Source organism: Streptomyces sp. L7 (assembly GCF_050990935.1).
In the GTDB taxonomy this organism is placed as follows: Bacteria; Actinomycetota; Actinomycetes; order Actinomycetales; family Microbacteriaceae; genus Leifsonia.
The window spans coordinates 3,926,455-3,945,041 of sequence record NZ_CP194644.1 but is presented as its reverse complement, the minus strand read 5'-3'; the positions used below and the strand labels follow the sequence as shown (position 1 = coordinate 3,945,041).

Here is an 18,587-nt window from a genome sequence, read left to right as displayed (position 1 = left end):
GGCCGATGCCTGAGGGCGACACCGTCTACCAGACCGCCGCGCGACTGCGCCGCGCTCTTCAGGGCAGGCTGCTGACCGAGACGGACTTCCGGGTGCCGCAGTACGCGACCGTCGACCTCAGCGGGAGGCACGTCGACGAAGTGGTCAGCCGAGGCAAGCACCTGCTGATCCGGGTCGGCGACCAGACCATCCACAGCCACCTCAAGATGGAGGGTTCGTGGGAGGTCTATCCGCCGGGCGGCCGCTGGCGGCATCCCGGGTTCCAGGCGCGTGTGGTGCTGCGGACCGCCGAGACGCAGGCCGTCGGCTTCCAGCTCGGCATCCTGGAGGTGGTGCCGCGGTCGCAGGAGGACGCGGTCGTCGGCCACCTCGGCCCCGACCTGCTCGGGCCGGACTGGGACGCCGAGGAGGCCGTGCGCCGGCTCGCCGAACACCCCGACACCCCGATCGCCGTCGCTCTGCTCGACCAGCGGAACCTCGCCGGCATCGGCAACGTCTACGCCAACGAGCTGTGCTTCGTGCGCGGGATGCTGCCGACCCTCCCGGTGCGGGAGGCCGACCTCCCGGCGACCGTCGACCTCGCCCGCCGCATGCTCGTCGCCAACCGCGACCGCCCGCTGCGCGTGACCACCGGCGACACCCGACGCGGCCGCAACACCTGGGTCTACGGCCGCGACGGGCGACCCTGCCGACGCTGCGGGACGCTCATCCGGCGCTCGGACGTACCGAGCTGGAGGAACGGGTGACGTACTTCTGCCCGGTCTGTCAGATCTGAGGCGGCGCGAGGGCAGGCGGCCCTAGGCTCGACGCATGTCAGACCGGCCCGCACCCGACGACGCTCATCTCCCCGCCGACGCCACCGTTGAGGAGCGACGGGAAGCCGGCGACCGGCTCCGCGAGCGCATCTACGTGACGTTCACGGCGCTCGCGATCCTGATGGCGCTGAACGCGCACGGCGAGCACCTCGACTCCCCCACGGTGCTGTGGACGCTCGTCATCTCGGTGGTCGGCGTGCTGCTCGCGGGCCTCGCCTCCGACCTGGTCTCGCACATGATCGTGCACAACACCCTGCCGACCGCCCGCGAGTTCCGGCACCTGCTGGGCGTCGCCTCCCGGGCGCTGACCGTCATCGTCATCCCGGTCCTCGTGCTCGCCGCGGCGATGCTCGGCTGGATGCAGGCGAGGACAGCCGTCGTGATCGCCATCACCGCCCTCATCGCGTCGCTCGCGGTGATCGCGCGCATCGCGGTGTCGCGCACCGGGCTCGCGTCGTGGAAGCAGCTCATCGTGCTCGTCGGCATCGTCGCGCTCGGGGTGCTCGTCGTGTTCCTGGAGCAGCTCGCGCACTGAGCCCGGGCGCGTGCCACCGGGGTGTCGCAGGCGCGTGCAAGGATGACGTATGCCGATCGCGCGCACCCGACCCGATCCGCGCAAGCTGAGCGCTGCCGAAGCGGAGCTCTTCCATGCCTTCTACCTGATGCGGCGCGGTTTCGACCGCACCCTCGACGCCCAGCTCCAGCGGGACGACGGCATCTCGATCTCCGAGCTCGAGGTGCTCATGGCGCTCGTGCGCTCCCCGGGCGCCGGCTGCGGGTGCGCGACCTGGTCGAGCTGACCGGGTGGGAGAAGAGCCGCGTCTCGCACCAGGTCACCCGCATGGAGGGCCGCGGCCTGGTCGAGCGCGAGGACTGTGCGGAGGACCGCCGCGCGAGCTGGATCCGGCTCAGCCGGGACGGCCGCCGCGTCGTCGTGCGTGCGCTCCCGAAGCACACCGCGACGATCCGCCGCATCCTCTTCGATGCGCTCACGCCGGAGCAGCAGGACGAACTGCTCGCGATCTCCACCCGGATGACCGACGCGATGGCCCCTGGAGACGTTCCCGCCGAACCGGATGCGTGAGGGTTCTCGCAGCGCCGATCGCCCCGTTGCCGTGAGCATGCTGAGAACTCCTCGCTGATCTGCTGGTCATTCCGCCGGAACACCGCGGGAAACCAGGCTGTTCGCAGGCCGCACCCCCTAGCGTCGTTGTGTGCGACGCCCGAACTATCCCTCAGGTGACTCCGGCGCCGGCCGGGAGGACCGTCCCGAGCCGCCGACCGAGATCTTCGGACGTGTGCCCGCGTCCGACCCGCGCCGGCCGGTGCGGGCGACACGGCCGGCGTCCGGCGTGCCCTCCGGGCGGGGCGGCAGTGGTGGCCGGGCTGCGGGAGCGGGTGCCGCCGGTGCGGGTGCCGCCGGTGCGGGCGCAGCCGGTGCCGCAGGCGCGGGCGCCGCCGGCGCAGGCGCGCCCTTCGACCTGTTCGGACTGTCCGGTTCGCCGGACCCGAGCCGCGCCGAGGGCGGCTTCGGCGACGGCGGCTTCGGCGGCGGCGGCGACGGCTCCGGTGGCAGCGGCAACGGCTCCGGAGGCGGCGCAGGCGGCGCCAAGCCTCCGAAGAAGCACCGTCGCGCCAAGCGCATCATCGCCTGGACCGCGGCCGGGCTGGCCGTGCTCCTCGTCGTCTTCGGCGGCTACGCCGCGTACAGCTACTTCCGCTTCGTCGGCGGCGTGAACCACGTCGACGTCATCAGCAAGACCGGCAACGACGTCGACGGCGCGGACCAGAACATCCTGCTCGTCGGCGACGACCACCGCCCCGACAACGCGACACAGGCGGAGCTCAACCAGCTCAGCACCACCGCGGACGGCGGCGGCACCAACACCGACACGATGATGATCCTGCACATCCCGGCCGACGGGAAGTCCGCGACCCTCATCTCCCTCCCCCGCGACTCCTGGGTGGACGTGCCCGGCCACGGGATGAACAAGCTCAACTCGGCGTTCTCGCTCGGCAACGGCGGCAGCGACCCGACCAGCGGCGCGAAACTGCTCATCCGGACCGTGCAGAACCTCACCGGGCTGTCGATCGACCACTACGTGCGCGTCTCGCTGCTCGGCTTCTACACGATCGCGAAGGCCCTCGGGCCCGTGCAGGTGTGCCTCAACAACGCGGTGAACGACCCGTACTCCGGCGCGAATTTCCCGGCGGGCGTCTCGACGCTCGACGCCTCGCAGGCACTGTCGTTCGTGCGGCAGCGGCACGGCCTCCCGCGCGGCGACCTCGACCGCGTCGTGCGCCAGCAGTACTTCCTCTCGGTGGAGGCGCACAAATTCCTGTCCGCGGGGACCTTGCTCAACCCGGGCAAGCTCACGAGCGCGCTCGACGCGATCAGCGGTTCGCTGGAGACCGACCCCGGGCTGAACTTCCTCCAGCTCGCGGCTCAGCTGCAGGGCCTCAGCGGCGGCAAGCTCCAGTCGGCGACCATCCCGATCTCCGGCACACCGACCATCACCGTCGACGGCTCGGACCTGTCGATCGTGCAGGTCGACACCGCGGCGATGCCGGCGTTCGTCAAGAGCCTGACGGGCACGCCGTCCGCCTACGACAGCGCGACGGCGGCAAAGCCCGCCGACACGAAGGTGACCGTGCTCAACGGCGGCAGCATGAACGGCGCGGCGGCCACGGCGACGCAGACGTTCAAGGCCGCAGGCTTCAGGACCGGCACGGCCGGCGACGCGAGTTCGCAGCAGACCACGACGATCCAGTACCCGTCTGGCCAGGAGTCGCAGGCCAAGGCCGTCGCGGCGCTGCTCCCGGGCGCCGCCGTGCAGGAGACCGGCAGCGTCAAGAGCGTCACCGTCGTCCTCGGCGACGACGGCCTGATGCCGGCCGCCCCCGGCGCCGCCTCGAGCGGCGCCGCCGCCCCTGCCCCTGCTCCCGCGCCCGCGCCGGCCCCCACTCACTCCGGCCCCACCACCAACTACTCCAGCACCGTCTGCATCAACTGACCCAAACCGCCGAGCACGTGGATTCTCTGCGTACTCGGCGGTTTTCGGCTGACTTTTCGCGTACTCGACTGTTGGGCGGCCGGCGTGGTTGAGGGGGGTCAGTCGAAGAGGCGGCGGAAGACGTTGGTGTCGGCGAGGTCGATGAGTTCGTCGCCGCGGCCGGACATGATGGTGCGCAGCGCGTAGAGGGTGAAGCCCTTGACCTGCTCTGCGGTGATCGCCGGGGGATGCTCAGCTCCTGGCGTGCAGTGACCACGTCCACGAGGGCGGGGCCGTCGTGGGAGAAGGCGGTGCGCAGAGCGCTCTCCAGGTCGTCCGGCTTCTCGACCCGCTGACCGTGGATGCCGATCGCCTGCGCGACGCGGGAGAAGTCCGGGTTCTCCAGGCCGGTGCCGAAGTTGACGAAGCCCGCGGCCTTCATCTCGACCTCTACGAAGTTCAGCGAGGAGTTGTTGAAGACGACGATCTTGACCGGCAGCTTCATCTGCACCAGCGTCAGCAGCTCGCCCATCAGCATCGCCAGACCGCCGTCGCCGGCGAGCGCGACCACCTGCCGTCCGGGGAACGCCGCCTGGGCGCCGATCGACTGCGACAGGGCGTTGGCCATGCTGCCGTGGTTGAACGAGCCGATCAGCCGGCGCGAGCCGTTCATCCGCAGGTAGCGGGCCGCCCAGACCACAGGCGAGCCGACGTCCGGGATGAAGACCGCGTCCTCGCTGGAGAGCTCGCTGATCAGCCGGGCGACGTATTGCGGGTGGATGGGCGTGCGGTTGCGGTCGTTGACGGCCAGTTCGTCCAGGCTCTTGCGGGCCTTCAGGTAGTGCGAACGGGACGCGTCGAGGTGCTTGGTGTCCTTGCGCTCCTCGATCAGCGGGAGGAGCGCCTCCACGGTGTCTTTCACGCTGCCGACGAGCCCGAGGTCGATCGGCGTGCGCCGGCCGAGGTTCTCGCCGCGGAGGTCGACTTGGATGATCTTCGCCTTCGACGGGTAGAACTGCTGGTACGGGAAGTCGGTGCCGAGCATCAGCAGCGCGTCGCAGGCCTCCATCGCCCGGTAACCGGAGGAGAAGCCGAGCAGGCCGGTCATGCCGACGTCGTACGGGTTGTCGTACTCCACGAACTCCTTGCCGCGCATGGCGTGGACGACCGGCGCCCGGAGCGCGCTGGCGATGTCGATGAGCTGCGGGTGCGCCCCCTCGACGCCGGCTCCAGCGAGGATGGTGACCTTCTTCGCAGCGTTCAGGATGTCGGCGGCGGCCTTCAGCTCGCCGTCGGCCGGTCGCGTGACGCGGGGCGAGTACACGATGGGCGCGGACGGCTTGCGGCCGACGCTGTCCGCGAGGAGGATCTCGCCCGGGATGACCACGACCGCGACGCCGCGGCGCTCGATGGCGGTGCGCATCGCGATCTCCAGCACGCGCGGCATCTGCTCGGGGAGGCTCACGAGCTCGGTGTAGACCGCGGCCTCGCGGAACAGGTCCTGCGGGTGCGCCTCCTGGAAGTAGGTGCTGCCGATCTCGGGCCCCGGGATCTGCGCGGCGATCGCGAGCACGGGCACCCGGCTGCGGTTGGCGTCGAAGAGGCCGTTGATGAGGTGGAGGTTGCCGGGGCCGCAGCTCCCGGCGCAGACGGCCAGCTCACCGGTGAGCGCGGCCTCCGCTCCTGCCGCCAACGCCGCGGCCTCCTCGTGCCGGACATGCTCCCAGGTCACGTCGCCTGCGCGGCGGAGCGCGTCGGTGAAGCCGTTGAGCGAGTCGCCGGGGATGCCGTAGACGCGCTTGACCCCCGCCTCGCGGATGATCTCGACGATGGTGTCGGCGACGGTGGTCATGCGGCGTTCTCCTCTGTCGGCTGGGCTGCGACGGGTGATCCGGCGGCGGATAGCCTCACGCTACTCCGCGGTCGCCCGCCGCGTCTGGTCCCCCGACCGGATTCATGCATCACGCACAGAGGTCGTCCGCACTACTGTGTTCAGGTCATGGTCACGCAGAATCGCGCACTCGCCACCCGCGACGCCATCCTCCGGGGTGCTGCCGAAGTGTTCGGCGCCCGCGGCTACGGGCTGGCCTCCATCTCGGACATCGCGAAGGCCGCCGGGCTCACGAAGGGCGCGCTGTACTTCCACTTCGCGTCGAAGGACGAGCTGGCTCTCGCGGTGATCGCCGACCAGCACCGACGCACGATGGAGGCCTCCGTCGCGATCCTGGCGGAGGGCCGGCCCGCACTGGAGTCGCTCGTGCTGCTCTGCAGGAGCCTCGGGCGGCAGCTCCTGGAGGACCCGGTGGTCCAGGCCGGCATCCGGCTGACCACCGATGTCGGGACGGCCGGCCAGGCCATCGTCGAGCCGTACGAGGACTGGTTCCGCGCGATCGAGGAGCTGACCACGAAGGCGATCGAGGAGGGCGACGTCGCGGAGCGCGTGGACCCCCGGATGTTCGCCCACCTGCTGTCGCCGGCGTTCACGGGGGTGCAGCTCGTGTCGGCGACACTGACCGGCCGCGCGGACCTCCTTCAGCGCATCCGGGAGCTCTGGATCGTGCTGCTGCCGGGGATCGTCGCGGAGGGGCGGCTCGACGCGCTGCGGGCGCTGCCCGATCTCGTGGTGGAGTGAGTCCGGTGGGGGTGGTCGGGGGGACCGTTGGGAACCGCCCGACCGACATCCCCCAGTGGTCGCCGGTGCGACGTGTACGTCGGTCGGGCGTTCGCCCCCGCATGGCCATATTACATGCATAACCGGTCGATCGGTTTGTTTCGATGCCCCGTCGTTCCGGGGTTCCCCCGGGCGTGTCGGTTAGACTCGCGCGATGGGGGGTCCGCGCGAGCGGGTCGAGAGCAGCAGCACCGGGGAGGTCGCCGATGTCGGCACGGACGAAGCAGAAGAAGCGCGCGACGATGCGCCTCGTCTACATCGACTTCTGGTCCGCCCTGAAGATGTCGTTCCTGATCGCCATCGTGCTGGCGGCCGTGACCGTCGTGCTCACGCTGCTCGGGTGGTCGGTGCTCGACAAGGTCGGGCTGGTCGGCTCGATGGCGACGTTCCTGGAGAGCATCGCCGGCGCGCAGGGCTCCGCCCTCGTCGCCGGGTTGACCTTCAACAACGTGATGATGTTCACGCTCGTGGTGTCGCTGCTGGAGGTCATCGTCGTGTCCTCGCTCGGCGCGATCTTCGCGGCCCTGTTCAACCTGGCGACCACTGTGGTCGGCGGGTGGAAGGTCACATTCGGGAGCGACTAGCCCGTTCGGGTCCGGCGCTGTCGACGGCGTCGCTGTCGGCCGCGATGCGCTGAAGGCCGCCCACCAGGAGTCCCACCCCGAACGCGAAGGCGGCGGCGGAGTCGCCCTCGTCCAGCGGGTCGGAGGCCTCCCCTGTCGCCAGGACGCCGATGCTGTCGAACTGCATCCGCTGCTGCTCGTGGGAGACGTGACCGAGCACGAAGTGCAGGAGCGCGGTGGTCGCGCGGCCGGCAGTCTCGGCGTCGAAGCCTCCCGCGCGGACGGCGGCCTCCAGGCGCTGCTGCGCCGGGGCGGCGCCCAAACCGAGCGCGGCGGTGCTGGCGACGACCTCCGCGCCGTCGCGGTAGGCGAGGAGCGCGTCGCGGAGGGCGGCGGACTCGGCGCGCACGCGGTCGGGCCACGGCGCGTCGGTCCGCGTGCCGACGGCGCGGCCGACGATGCGATCGGCGAGCTCGGCCAGGAGGGTCTGCTTGTTCGGGAAGTGCCAGTAGAGCGCGCTCGGCTGCACGTCGAGAGCGGCGGCGAGGCGGCGCATGGTCAGATCCGGCAGGCCGTAGTCGTCGAGGATGCGCAGGGCCGTCTCGGCCACGTCGTCGCGGCTGTGTCTGCGTGCGCTTTCGTTTCCCGTCACGGTTTCACTATAGTGAACGCTGTTCAGGTGAACAGTGTTCAGGTGAAGGAAACCCGATGACCGACTCCCCCGCACCACCCCGCCCCAGCCCGCGACGGCGTCCACGCCCGCAGAGACCGCGCCCTCCCGGCCCGAGGGCGTCCGCTCAGCCCGCCCCGCCCGCCGCGGCATCGACGCGACGGACATCGCGCGCGTCGCCGTCATGGCCGCGATCGTCGCCGTCCTCGGCCTCCCCGGCGGCTTCACCGTGTTTGGCGCGGTGCCGATCACTGCCCAGACGCTCGGCGTCATGCTCGCGGGCGCGCTGCTCGGACCGTGGCTCGGCGCAGTGTCGATGACCGTGCTGCTCGCCCTCGTCGCTGCCGGGCTCCCCCTCTTGGCGGGCGGCCGCGGCGGCATCGGCGTCTTCGTCGGGCCCTCGGCCGGCTACGCGCTCGGCTGGATCGCCGGCGCCGCGGTCATCGGCCTCATCGTCCACGCCGGCAACCGCAAGCCCGTCGTCTGGCGCACGTTCCTCGGCGTCGTCGTCGGCGGCATCGGCGTCGTGTACGCGTTCGGCATCCCCGTGCAGAGCTTCGTCCTGCGGCTGCCGCTCGGCCAGACCGCCCTTCTGAGCCTCGGCTTCGTGCCGGGCGACCTCATCAAGGCGGTGCTCGCGACCGCGATCGTGGCGACGCTGGTCCGCGCGTACCCGCGGGCGTTCCGGCGCACGTGGGCTCCGGCTCCCCGTCGGGATGACACTCGGGCCGCATGAGCCCGATCGTCCCGCTGCGCGACGACGACCCGGCCCTGCTCGACAGGCTCCGGGAGGCGCGGTCGTCCGGCCTCGTCCCGCTCGTCGTCGACGGTCGACGTCCGGCCACGCACCTGGCCGCGGCCGTCGACGCGGCGTCGCACGCCGACCTGGCGGCCCGGGACGGGTCCGAGCGGATCGGCTGGGCGACGTTGACCTCCGGCAGCAGCGGTCCGCCGCGGATCGTGCTGCGCACCCATGAGTCGTGGGCCGCGTCGTTCGAGGCGGTGACGGAACTGCTGGGCGACGGCCGGGCGGTCGCCCTCCCGGCTCCCGCGTCATCGTCGCTGACCCTGTTCTCGCTCGCGCACGCGCTCGACGGCGGCCCGGAGGCGGTGCTCGTCGGCGCCGCAGCGGACTGCTTCCACGGCACACCCGAGTCGCTGCGCCGGCTGCTGGAGTCGGGTGCCGCGCGCGGCATCCGGTCCGCGCTGGTCGGCGGGTCGCACCTCGACCCGGCGCTGCGGGCCTGGGCCGAGGCGGAGGGGATGCGCGTGACCGCCTACTACGGGGCGGCGGAACTGTCGTTCGTGGCCGTCGACCACGGCCACGGGCTCGAGCCGTTCCCCGGCGTCGAGCTGCGCGTGCGCGACGGCGAGCTGTGGGTGCACTCGCCCTACGTCGCCCGCGGCTACGCCGGTGCGCCCGGCCCGCTGCGCCGCGACGGCGCCTGGGCGACGGTCGGCGACCGCGCCGAGCTCGTGCGGACGGCGGACGGCGGCGAGCGCGTCCGCCTGCTGGGCCGCGCGGACGGCGCCATCCTCAGCGCGTCCGCCACGATCGTGCCGGACGAGGTCGAGGCCGCGTTGCGCTCGGTGCCCGGCGTGCGCGACGCGGTCGTGTTCGGTCTCCCGACCGGCCGGGTCGGGGCGCTCGTCGCCGCGCTCGTGGAGCCGGACGGCAGCCTCCCGCCGCTGTCGACGCTGCGGGCGGCCGCCGCGGAGCGCCTCGCGCCCGCCCACCGTCCGCGCCGCTGGTACGCGGCGGAGTTGCCGCGGACCGCCGCGGGGAAACCGGCGCGTGCGGAGGCCGTGCGGCGTGTGCTGGCGGGAGAGGTGCAGGCGATTGAACGCTGAGACCGCCGTCATCATCGCCGCCCGCCGCACCCCCGTCGGCACCCGCGGCCGCGCCCTGGCACGCCTGCGCGTGGAGGAGCTGGCTGCGCCGGTCCTGCGTGCCGCGCTGGACGACGCCGCCGGCGCGACGGGGGCGCCGATCGAGGTCGCCGACGTCCTGCTCGGCAACTGCATGGGTCCCGGCGGCAACCCGGCGCGTGTCGCCGCCCTCGCCGCCGGGCTGGACCCCGCGATCCCGGGCGGCACTGTCGACCGCCAGTGCGGGAGCGGACTCGCGGCCATCCTGGACGCGGCCGCAGCGATCCGGGCCGGCGACCCGAGGCCACGGCTCGCCGGGGGCGTGGAGAGCGCCTCCACCGCACCCGTCCGCTCGCTGGACGGGGTCGCCTACGCCCGAGCGCCGTTCGCGCCGGAAGGCTTCCCGGATCCCGACATGGTCCGGGCCGCGGAGGATCTGGCCGCGCACGACGGCATCCCGCGGTCGCGACTCGACGCGCACGCTGCGCGCAGCCACGAGCGGGCGCGCGCCGCGCTGGACGCAGGGCGGTTCTCGGACGAGCTGGTGCCGTTGGCGGGGCTCGACCAGGACGACGCGATCGGCGGGGCCGAGCGGCTGCTGAGCCGACTGCCCGCACTGTTCCCCGGCGGTGCGCTCACGGCGGCGACGTCGACCCGGATCGGAGACGGCGCCGCGGCGGTCGTGGTGGCCCCGGCGGGCACCGGTCCCGGACTCGCGGTGCGTGCGTCCGCGATCGTCGGCTGCGACCCGGCGCTGCCCGGGATCGGGGCGGCGCCGGCGATCCGTGCCGCGCTCGCCCGCGCGGGGGTCACCGCGCAGGAGGCCGCCGCGTTCGAGCTGGTGGAGGCGTTCGCGTCGCAGAGCATCGCCGTGCTGGAGCGCGTGGGCGTGGCGGAGGACGATCCCCGGGTGTGCGCCGACGGCGGTGCGCTGGCGCTCGGCCACCCGTGGGGCGCGAGCGGGGCCGTGGCCGTGGTGCGGCTGTTCAGCCGGCTCGTGCGCGGCGGGGCGCCGGCGGGGACGCTCGGCGTCGCCGCGGCCTCGGTCGGCGGCGGCCTGGGTGTGGCCGCGGTGTTCGAGGTGGTGCGATGAGCGCCCTCCAGCTCGACGGCGTCGGCGTCCGCCTCGGCGACGTCGACGCCCTCCACGACGTCACCCTCGACCTCGACGCGCGCACCATCGCGGTCATCGGCGAGAACGGGTCGGGGAAGTCCACCTTCGCGCGGCTCCTGGGCGGACTGGTCGCCGCCTCCGCGGGCGAGCTGCGCATCCTCGGGCTCGACCCCGCCCGCCAGGCCGGCGAGCTGCGGCGGCGGATCGCGGTCGTGTTCAGCAACCCGGACGCGCAGATCATCATGCCGACGGTCGCCGAGGACGTCGCCTTCTCGCTCCGCGCCGACCGGCTCGGACGGGAGGCCACGGCGGCGCGGGTCGCCGACGCCCTCGACCGTTTCGGCCTGACCGAGCTGGCGGACCGGCCCTCCCACGACCTCTCGGGCGGCCAGAAGCAGCTTCTCGCGCTCTGCGGCGCGTTCGTGCGGCGCCCGGAGCTCGTGATCGCGGACGAGCCGACCGCCTACCTGGACGCGCGCAACGCCCGGCGCGTCGCCGACCACCTGTTGGAGGACGCCGGGCACCGGCTGGTCCTGGTCACGCACGACCTCGGGCTGGCCGCCCGCTGCGACACGGCGGTGCTCTTCGCGGGCGGCACGGCGGCCGCGGTCGGCGAGCCCGCGGACGTTGTCGCGGCGTACGAGCGCCTGCTCGCCGAGGGCAGCCTCCCGTGCTGACGCTCTACCGCCCGGGGTCGGGGCTGCTGCACCGGATGCCGGCGGGACCCAAGCTGCTGCTGGTGCTCGCGGCGGTGCTCGCCGTGTCGCTGCTGCCCTCCACGTGGGTCGCTGCTGCGGTCGCCGCGGTGCTGCCGGTGGTCGCCTACGCCCTCGCGGGCCTCGGCGACGGGATGCTCGGGATGCGGGAGCTCGCCCGTCAGCTGCTCGCCATACGCTGGGTGATCGTGATCACCCTCGCCGGCCAACTCCTCTTCCTCGGCCCGCAGCCCGCCGTCGCGAACACCGCGCGCGTGGCGTCCGCGGTCGTGCTCGCCGCGTTGCTGGTGCTGACGACGCGGGTCGCCGACCTCCTCGACGCCGTCGAGCGGGGCCTGCGACCGCTGGCGGCGCTGCGGATCGACCCAGCCCGGACCGCGCTGTTGCTGACCGTGACGCTCAGCACGGTTCCGGTGCTGGCGGGGCTGGCGCGGGACGTCCGCGACGCCCAGCGCGCGCGGGGCGCCCGGGCCGGACTGCGGGCGTTCGCCGTGCCGTTCCTGGTGGTGGCGTTCAAACACGCGGACGAGCTGGGCGACGCGTTGACGGCGCGAGGCGTGCGATGAACGGCGGCCCGCGGGTGCTCGGCCCGACCGTGGACGACCAGACCCGCTGCATCCACTACCGGACACCGCTCGATGTCATCGCGATCCGGTTCGCCTGCTGCGGCGAGTTCTACCCGTGCCACGCCTGCCACGCGGAGACCGCCGGCCATCCGGCCCGGCAGTGGCCGGTCGCCGACCGGGGCCGGCGCGCCGTGCTGTGCGGTGTGTGCACGGCGACGCTGACGATCGCCGAGTACCTGGAGACCGACTCCTGCCCGGAGTGCGGGGCGGCGTTCAACCCGGGGTGCAAGCTGCACACGGAGTTGTACTTCCAGGTGTGACGCAAAATAATCTGGCGCGCGATTCGTGCCGAATGTGGCGAAAGCGGCGCGGATTCACGCGATTCGTCACGAATGCGCGGTGGAAAAGACGAGCGACCGCCGGGTGCGGCGTGCGCACCCGGCGGTCGTTCGTCAGGACCTTACTGCTGGTGACCGACGGCCTTGCCGTTGGACATCTTCAGGTCGTTCCAGCCGATCACGGCCCCGCTGCTGTCCTGCGCCGACAGGGCGTAATCGCCCTTGGCGAGCGGGTTCGGCATCGTCAGGCGAAGGTCGCCGTCCGCCGGGACCTGGATCCAGCCGCCGCCGACGGCCTTGCCGGAGATCCACACCGACACCCACTGGCCGGCGTACTGCGTGCCGACGGGGTCGGGAGGGCGGCGCCGGCGGTGCCGTTGGAGGACCCGGCGACCAGGTAGTAGCCCTTGGCGGCGATCGTGCCGCTCAGCGGTACGACGCCGTTCGCGGCGCCGGTGCCGGCTCCGGAGCGGTACTGCACGCTCCAGCCGGTCAGCGCCACGGGCTGGTCGCCCGCGTTGTAGAGCTCGATGAACTTGTTGGCGTAGGCGGCGCCGGCGCTCCCGCCGGACAGGTACGCCTCGTTGATGACGACACCGGTGCCGTCGGTGCTGGCGAAGGCCGGAGTCGCGGCGAGGGAGCCGGCGGCGAGGCCCGCTCCGACGGCCACGGCGGTGGCAGCGCGCCACAAGGTGCGCAATCTGGATGACATTTCTCTCCTCGGTCGGGAAGGGGAACTCGTGCGAGCCCGCGGTCACCTGAGAAATCGCAGAGAACCGCGGACTGTCTCGTGTGTGAACGTACAGAAAACTTGAACGGGGGTAGACCGCTCATTTGAGCACTGCCACGGCCGCGGGGCTCGTCCAGGCGCGGCGGCCTCCCGGCGCCGGCCGCGCGGGTGGGCCATGATGGTGTGCATGCGGATCGACGAGATCGCCCACTTCCGGGCGCTGGCGGCGGAGGGCCATCTGGCGCTGGCCGCCGAGACGCTCGGGGTCTCGCAGTCGACCCTCTCGCGATCCCTCGCCCGTCTGGAGGCGGAGGCCGGCGTCGAGTTGTTCGACCGGCGCCGCGGCCACCTGGAGCTCAACCAGTACGGCGAGATCCTGCTGGCCCACGCGTCCCGGGCCGAGGCGGAACTGGAGACGGCGCGCGCCCGCATCGACGCCCTCCGCGATCCGGCGGCCGGGATCGTGTCCCTCGCCTATGTGTCATCGTTCGGGAGCTGGCTGCTGCCCCGGGTGGTCAGCGAGTACCGCAGCCTGTTCCCCGACATCCGCTTCGCCCTGCGCGGCGGGACTGCGGACACGGTACTCGACGCGCTGCGCGAGGGCTCGGCCGATCTGGCGTTCCTCAGTCCCGATCCGCGCGACGCCGACATCGAGTGGGTGCCGCTGACCGCGGAGCGGCTGGTACTCGGCGTGCCGGTGGGCCATCCGCTCGCCGCCCGCACAGAGGCCGCGTTCGCGGACCTGACCTCGGCCGAGCTGGTCGCGTTGCGCCCGGGGTCGGGCTTGAGGACGATCGCGGACGCCTACTTCGCCGCGCACGGCGAGGTGCTGGCGCCGGTGATCGAGGTGACCGAGCTGTCGACACTTCGGGCGCTGGTGCGCGACGGCGTCGGCGTCGCGCTCATCCCGGACACGCCTGCGGAGCCGGGGATCGTGGCGGTGCCGCTCGCCGATGAGGCGGAGCGCGTCATCGGCCTCGCCCGCAACCGCACCCGCTCGCAGTCGGCGGCGGCGGAGCAGTTCGCGCGGTTCGTGCGCGAGGAGCTCACGGCGCTCTGAGCACCCTCCCGCGCGACGCGCTCGACACGCTGCTCAGGCGCCCTTCGCGGCGAGCGCGCCCAGCGCGCCCCACAGCCGCTCGATGTCGGCCGGGAGCTCGTCGAGGCGCCCGCGTTCCGCCGCGATCATGTAGGCGCCGAAGAAGCCCTGCACGGCCACCACGGCGACTTCGCGCGGCGTGAGCCCCTGCGGCAGCGCGTCCTCCTCCTGCTCCAGGTAGGCCGCCACGACGCCCACCCAGTGGTCGTAGGGGTCGGCGTCCGGATCCGGCGGGAGGATGGTCTGCGACAGCGCCATCGCCGCCCGCACCCGCACGTCGGACGCGAACACGGCGCCGACCCGCCTGGTCAGCTCGGCCGCGGCCTCCACACCGCGAAGGCCGCTCGCGTCCACGTCGGAGACGATCGCCGGCCAGTTGCCGTACTTCTCCACGACCAGCGCCTTCGCGAGGTCGAGCTTCGACCGGAAGTGGAAGTACACCGCGCCCTTGGTCAGCCCGGTGCGCTCGACGATCCGCTCGAGCCGGGCGCCCGCGTAGCCGTGCTGGTCGAACTCGTCCGCGGCGGCCTCGAGGATGCTGGCGCGGCTGCGCTCGGCGCGCTCCTGACGTGGCATGCGGGGGCCTCGATCCGTTCGATGCGTCGGTCCCCCCAGCGGCCAACTCTAACCCGTGCCGGCGGCGGGACCTGGCAGGGTGCTCGATTGCGCGGAGTGTCGGGGCCGCGCCACCCGGACGGAGCGGAGCTCAGCAGGAGTCGGCGAACAGCCGCCGCGGCCGCTCCGGGTCGGCGTCGTCGAACAGCACCGACGCCACCTCCCTGGGCGCGCCCAGCGGGTCCTTGCGTCCGGTGGCCACGAACGACCAGTCGGCGTCGCGCTCCGGGTCGTGCTCGATCCAGACCGAGAAGTTCCAGAACCCGCGCAGGTGCTCGCCCAGCAGGCCCGGGCCGTCGACGACGAGGACGCCGTCGGGCTCCGCGGCGCGGAACGGCGTGACGACCTCGCTGCGGAGCGCGTCGGGGGTGACGTGCGCCGTCGCGTGGGTGCGCTCGACCTCCTGGCCCGACGCGCGGAGGGCGTCGGCGAGCGCGTCCGCCGCTGCGGGGAGGTCGGCGCCCGCGACTCCGGTGACCGCGATGAACCGCGGACCCCGGGTGTAGTGCTGGAGGAACTCGGCCGCGAGCCCGTCGAAGAAGGACGCGCGGTCGGTGGTGGTGCTGCCCATGCCGCGAGTATCCCACCGGAACGCCGGAGGCTGCCAGCGGACGGGGCCGTACCGTTCACGCAGGTGCGCGGCCTACCCTGGAGGGGTTGCGGTCCTGGTGGGAGGAGAACGACATGGACGCGGATCCGGCAGACGAGCTTCATCCGCCCGAGGCTGTTCCGGAGCTCCCCGACGAGCGGGCGATGGGAATGATGAGCGTCTCGCCGCAGCGGCGGGCCGAGCTGGAGTCCCGCGCGCGCGAGTGGATCCGCGACCTGGCCGCCGCCGAGCCCGACAGTGAGGCCTTCCGCCGGAAGATCACGGGCTTCTCCCGCCTCGGCGACTCGGAGATGCGGGAGTCGAGCGAGGCCTCCCGGCAGCTCCTGAGCCGACCGGCCACCGCCCTGGCGGCAGCGCGCGGCAAGGCGGTGCGGACAGACCCCCAATACGGCGTCCTCCGCACCCTCCAGGCGCTGCGGGCGACGGTGAGCGACTTCGATCCGCAGCACACCAGTGGGCGCTACCGGATGCTGGCGCGGATGCCCGGCGGACGCCGCCTCCGCAAGTACGTCGAGCGGTTCGAGTCGGCGCAGAAGCAACTCGACCAGATCGTCGTCTCCCTCGACCACGGCGAGCAGTGGCTGCGCCGCGACAACGAGGAGATCGAGAACGAGCGCGCAGCGCTCTGGAAGACCACCGAACGGCTGAACGAGTACGTCACCCTGGCCGCCGCGCTCGACCGCGCGACAGTGGAGCGCGCCGAGGACCTGCGCCTCACCGACCCGCTGCGGGCGACGACGCTGGAGAAGGAGGCGCTCTTCCCGATCCGCCAGCGCCGCCAGGACCTCACCACCCAGATCGCGGTGTCCGTGCAGGCGTACCTCGCCCTCGACGTGATCAAGAAGAACAACGTCGAGCTGATCAAGGGCGTCGAGCGGGCCAAGACCACGACGGTCTCCGCGCTGCGCACGGCCGTCGTCGTCGCACAGGCCCTGGAGAACCAGCGCCTCGTCATCGACCAGCTCGGCGCGCTCCACCAGAGCACGAACGCCCTGATCGGCCGTACCGGCGAGGTGCTGCGCGACCAGACGGAACAGATCCAGAAGGAGCAGACGACTTCCGCCGTCGACGCGCAGGTGCTGCAGCGTGCCTTCGACGACGTGTTCGCCACGATGGACGGGATCGACGTCTACCGGGGGCAGGCGATCACGAGCATGTCCCAGACGGTGGACGCGCTGGAGCATCAGGTGGCACGGTCGCGGAGCTACCTGAAGCGGGCGCGGCCGGACCGGGATCAGGCGGGGCCGGTCAACTGAAGATGGCCCACTCCGTGCGGTCCAGCCGGGTGTTCGCACCCCGCACCCGGAGGTACCAGTAGCGTTCGTCGCGGTGCAGATAGTGGCCGAGGATCGTGGTGTAGTGCCAGTCCCCGTCGACCAGCGTCCAGTGGATCAGCGAGATGAACTGATCGTGCCGCAGGTACGGGACGGCCGCGAAGTCGTCCCGTGTGAAGGGCGACGAGTGGTGTGCGTCCTCCGTGTTCGCCGTGCTCATGCGGCAACGATGCCGTGCGGGGGACGGAGCCGATAGGGACCAAAGTCACGCGGTCCCCAGCCACGCGAACCCGTACGGGGCGAGCGTGCCCGTGTCCCAGCCATCGGCCAGGAGGGCGACGTGCCCCTCCCCGACATCGACGGTCGCCTCCCGGCCGGACAGGTTGTGCAGCGTCACGACGCCGTCGCGGCGCAAGGCCAGCACTGCGGGATCCCCGACGTCCACCGTCGTCCAGCCGGCGGCCGCGGCGTGCGTCTCGCGTCGCACCCGGGCGAGGTCGCGGGCGAGCGACAGCAGCGAGCGGGCGTCGTCCTCCTGTGCCCGGGCGTTGACCGTGCGGAAGCCGAAGGGGCCGTCCACCTGCGCGCCGAGCGTCAGCGGGGACTCGGCGGCCGTCGTGAAGCCGCCCCACGCCGTGCCGTCCCACTGCATCGTCGTTCGCGCGGCGCCGCGTCCCTCCACCGAGAGGTCGTCGCCCGGGCCCAGCTCCTGGCCGGCCTGCAGCAGCGGCACGCCGGGGAGGGCGTGCAGGAGGCTCAGCGACATCCGCACCCGCTCGGCGGGCTGCAGCATGGGCGCCCAGCCGCGCCGGATACCGCGACCGTAGATCAGGGCGCCGTCGCTGCCCGCGAACGCCGCGAACACCTCCTGGCGCTCGTCGTCGCTCAGCAGCGACAGGTCGAGCTCGTCGGCGTTGCGCATGAAGTTGAGCCGGGACTCGGCCGGGATGTTCTGGTCGAGCCGGCGGAGCGCGTCCACGATCGGCTGCGCCTGCCCGCGCGCGAGGGCGAGGAAGGTCGCGTTGTTGAGGCTGAAGTCGATGACCGCGTCGAAGCGGTCGTTCTCGATCAGCGCGGCCATCGCCTCCGGTGGCTCGGAGGCCTCCGCGACGAGCGCCACGTCGGACCGGATCTCACGCAGCCGCGCCCGCAGCCGATCGAAGAACACGGCGTCGTCCACATCGGTGTCCGGCCGGCCCTTGCCCTGGACGAGCAGCAGGGCGGCATCGATGCGGAAGCCGTCGACGCCGACACCGAGCCAGTGGTCGAGCAGCTTGACGAGCTCCTCGAAGACGTCGGGATCGGTGGCGTTGATGTCCGGCTGGAACGAGTAGAACTGGTGGTGGTAGTACCGCCCGGCGCGCTCGTCGAAGGTCCAGACGCTCTCCTCCTCGCCCGGGAACATCGGATGGTCTCCCGGCTCCGTGGAGTCGTCGTCGCTCCAGACGAAGAACTTCCCGTCGCGCCCGTCGGTGTCCTCCCGCGCGGTGAGAAACCACGGGTGCCTGTCGGAGGTGTGATGCGGCACAGCGTCGATCAGCACGCGCATTCCGAGGTCGTGCGCCCGGCCGAGGAAAGCGCGCAGGTCGTCCAGGTCGCCGAACCGCGGATCCACGGCGAGGTGGTCGTCCACGTCGTAGCCGTTGTCCCGACGCTCGCTCGGGTAGAACGGCAGCAGCCAGATCCAGGTGACGCCGAGGGACGCCACGTACTCGAGGCGGGCCGTCGCGCCGGGGAGGTCGCCGAACCCGTCGCCGTCGCTGTCGGCGAAGCGGGAGAGATCCAGGCCGTAGACGAGCGCGCCGGGGTCGGTGGCCCAGCCTGCGGGGTTGTCGGGGGTGTCTTCCTGCATGAACGACATGCCTCCACTCATACCCCTGTTTCCTCTGTCGAGGAGCACGTAAACGCCCCTACAAATCGCGTTCAGGGGCGTTTACATGCCCC

Annotated in this window: 20 protein-coding genes and 2 pseudogenes; 15 read left to right on the top strand and 7 right to left on the bottom strand. The window is 72.5% G+C overall.

Going from position 1 to position 18,587, the window contains the following annotated elements; all coding sequences use genetic code 11:
* Nucleotides 1-5 precede the first annotated feature (5 nt).
* The 5 genes and pseudogenes from ACR5MH_RS19980 to ACR5MH_RS19960 all read left to right on the top strand — a co-directional run bounded on the left by ACR5MH_RS19980 (nucleotide 6) and on the right by ACR5MH_RS19960 (nucleotide 3,829).
* Nucleotides 6-775 (top strand): annotated as a pseudogene (locus tag ACR5MH_RS19980) (DNA-formamidopyrimidine glycosylase family protein).
* 35 nt (nucleotides 776-810) lie between these two features.
* Nucleotides 811-1,350 carry a hypothetical protein gene (locus ACR5MH_RS19975; protein WP_431348783.1) on the top strand — a complete coding sequence of 180 codons (540 nt, stop codon included), beginning with the start codon at nucleotides 811-813 and terminating at the stop codon, nucleotides 1,348-1,350.
* Between the two features lie 49 nt (nucleotides 1,351-1,399).
* Nucleotides 1,400-1,615: a hypothetical protein gene (locus ACR5MH_RS19970; protein ID WP_431348782.1), complete on the top strand. Its 216-nt coding sequence runs from the start codon at nucleotides 1,400-1,402 to the stop codon at nucleotides 1,613-1,615.
* Nucleotides 1,594-1,899: a MarR family winged helix-turn-helix transcriptional regulator gene (locus tag ACR5MH_RS19965; RefSeq protein WP_431348781.1), complete on the top strand. Its 306-nt coding sequence runs from the start codon at nucleotides 1,594-1,596 to the stop codon at nucleotides 1,897-1,899. Before ACR5MH_RS19970 ends, ACR5MH_RS19965 begins: the two co-directional genes overlap by 22 nt.
* A 130-nt stretch (nucleotides 1,900-2,029) precedes the next feature.
* A complete protein-coding gene (locus ACR5MH_RS19960) occupies nucleotides 2,030-3,829 on the top strand; it encodes an LCP family protein (protein WP_431348780.1) in 1,800 nt (599 codons plus the stop codon).
* 98 nt (nucleotides 3,830-3,927) lie between these two features.
* On the opposite strand, the pseudogene poxB reads toward ACR5MH_RS19960, so the two are convergent.
* Nucleotides 3,928-5,660, bottom strand: a pseudogene (gene poxB, locus ACR5MH_RS19955) (ubiquinone-dependent pyruvate dehydrogenase).
* A 147-nt stretch (nucleotides 5,661-5,807) separates the two neighbouring features.
* On the opposite strand from poxB, the gene ACR5MH_RS19950 reads away from it, so the two are divergent.
* Entirely contained in the window at nucleotides 5,808-6,440 is a 633-nt protein-coding gene (locus ACR5MH_RS19950; protein ID WP_431348778.1) for a ScbR family autoregulator-binding transcription factor, read from the top strand.
* A 245-nt stretch (nucleotides 6,441-6,685) separates the two neighbouring features.
* The gene (locus ACR5MH_RS19945) at nucleotides 6,686-7,063 is read left to right on the top strand and encodes a DUF3566 domain-containing protein (RefSeq protein ID WP_431348777.1); all 378 of its coding nucleotides are present in this window, start codon (nucleotides 6,686-6,688) and stop codon (nucleotides 7,061-7,063) included.
* Here ACR5MH_RS19945 and ACR5MH_RS19940 read toward each other — a convergent pair.
* On the bottom strand, nucleotides 7,044-7,694 hold the full coding sequence (locus ACR5MH_RS19940) for a TetR/AcrR family transcriptional regulator C-terminal domain-containing protein (RefSeq protein ID WP_431348776.1): 651 nt from the start codon (nucleotides 7,692-7,694) through the stop codon (nucleotides 7,044-7,046). The genes ACR5MH_RS19945 and ACR5MH_RS19940 overlap by 20 nt on opposite strands.
* A 202-nt stretch (nucleotides 7,695-7,896) precedes the next feature.
* Here ACR5MH_RS19940 and ACR5MH_RS19935 point away from each other — a divergent pair, with 202 nt between their 5' ends.
* From ACR5MH_RS19935 to ACR5MH_RS19910, 6 genes are read left to right on the top strand one after another with little or no spacing between them, the layout of a single operon-like run.
* Nucleotides 7,897-8,448, top strand: coding sequence for a biotin transporter BioY (locus ACR5MH_RS19935; protein ID WP_433862088.1), 552 nt, complete (start codon nucleotides 7,897-7,899; stop codon nucleotides 8,446-8,448).
* Nucleotides 8,445-9,563, top strand: a complete 1,119-nt coding sequence (locus tag ACR5MH_RS19930) for an AMP-binding protein (protein WP_431348775.1) — start codon at nucleotides 8,445-8,447, stop codon at nucleotides 9,561-9,563. Before ACR5MH_RS19935 ends, ACR5MH_RS19930 begins: the two co-directional genes overlap by 4 nt.
* Nucleotides 9,553-10,674, top strand: a complete 1,122-nt coding sequence (locus tag ACR5MH_RS19925; protein WP_431348774.1) for a thiolase family protein — start codon at nucleotides 9,553-9,555, stop codon at nucleotides 10,672-10,674. The genes ACR5MH_RS19930 and ACR5MH_RS19925 overlap by 11 nt, the downstream gene beginning before the upstream one ends.
* Entirely contained in the window at nucleotides 10,671-11,372 is a 702-nt protein-coding gene (locus ACR5MH_RS19920; protein ID WP_431348773.1) for an energy-coupling factor ABC transporter ATP-binding protein, read from the top strand. The genes ACR5MH_RS19925 and ACR5MH_RS19920 overlap by 4 nt, the downstream gene beginning before the upstream one ends.
* The gene (locus ACR5MH_RS19915; protein ID WP_431348772.1) at nucleotides 11,366-11,977 is read left to right on the top strand and encodes an energy-coupling factor transporter transmembrane component T; all 612 of its coding nucleotides are present in this window, start codon (nucleotides 11,366-11,368) and stop codon (nucleotides 11,975-11,977) included. The genes ACR5MH_RS19920 and ACR5MH_RS19915 overlap by 7 nt, the downstream gene beginning before the upstream one ends.
* Nucleotides 11,974-12,297 carry a CHY zinc finger protein gene (locus ACR5MH_RS19910; protein WP_431348771.1) on the top strand — a complete coding sequence of 108 codons (324 nt, stop codon included), beginning with the start codon at nucleotides 11,974-11,976 and terminating at the stop codon, nucleotides 12,295-12,297. Before ACR5MH_RS19915 ends, ACR5MH_RS19910 begins: the two co-directional genes overlap by 4 nt.
* Before the next feature lie 262 nt (nucleotides 12,298-12,559).
* Here the strand turns inward: ACR5MH_RS19910 and ACR5MH_RS19905 are convergent, their stop codons facing one another.
* Nucleotides 12,560-13,027 (bottom strand): lamin tail domain-containing protein, encoded by a 468-nt coding sequence (locus tag ACR5MH_RS19905; RefSeq protein ID WP_431348770.1) that lies wholly within the window; start codon nucleotides 13,025-13,027, stop codon nucleotides 12,560-12,562.
* A gap of 205 nt (nucleotides 13,028-13,232) precedes the next feature.
* Between ACR5MH_RS19905 and ACR5MH_RS19900 the strand changes: the two genes are divergently transcribed.
* The gene (locus tag ACR5MH_RS19900) at nucleotides 13,233-14,105 is read left to right on the top strand and encodes a LysR substrate-binding domain-containing protein (protein ID WP_431348769.1); all 873 of its coding nucleotides are present in this window, start codon (nucleotides 13,233-13,235) and stop codon (nucleotides 14,103-14,105) included.
* Between the two features lie 33 nt (nucleotides 14,106-14,138).
* On the opposite strand, the gene ACR5MH_RS19895 is transcribed toward ACR5MH_RS19900, so the two are convergent.
* Entirely contained in the window at nucleotides 14,139-14,720 is a 582-nt protein-coding gene (locus tag ACR5MH_RS19895) for a TetR family transcriptional regulator (RefSeq protein WP_431348768.1), read from the bottom strand.
* A gap of 130 nt (nucleotides 14,721-14,850) precedes the next feature.
* Nucleotides 14,851-15,330 (bottom strand): hypothetical protein, encoded by a 480-nt coding sequence (locus ACR5MH_RS19890; RefSeq protein WP_431348767.1) that lies wholly within the window; start codon nucleotides 15,328-15,330, stop codon nucleotides 14,851-14,853.
* A gap of 113 nt (nucleotides 15,331-15,443) precedes the next feature.
* Between ACR5MH_RS19890 and ACR5MH_RS19885 the strand changes: the two genes are divergently transcribed.
* Nucleotides 15,444-16,625, top strand: a complete 1,182-nt coding sequence (locus tag ACR5MH_RS19885; RefSeq protein WP_431348766.1) for a toxic anion resistance protein — start codon at nucleotides 15,444-15,446, stop codon at nucleotides 16,623-16,625.
* Here the strand turns inward: ACR5MH_RS19885 and ACR5MH_RS19880 are convergent.
* A complete protein-coding gene (locus ACR5MH_RS19880) occupies nucleotides 16,618-16,863 on the bottom strand; it encodes a hypothetical protein (protein ID WP_431348765.1) in 246 nt (81 codons plus the stop codon). The genes ACR5MH_RS19885 and ACR5MH_RS19880 overlap by 8 nt on opposite strands.
* A gap of 45 nt (nucleotides 16,864-16,908) precedes the next feature.
* Entirely contained in the window at nucleotides 16,909-18,504 is a 1,596-nt protein-coding gene (locus ACR5MH_RS19875; protein ID WP_431348764.1) for an alpha-amylase family glycosyl hydrolase, read from the bottom strand.
* Between the last annotated feature and the right edge of the window lie 83 nt (nucleotides 18,505-18,587).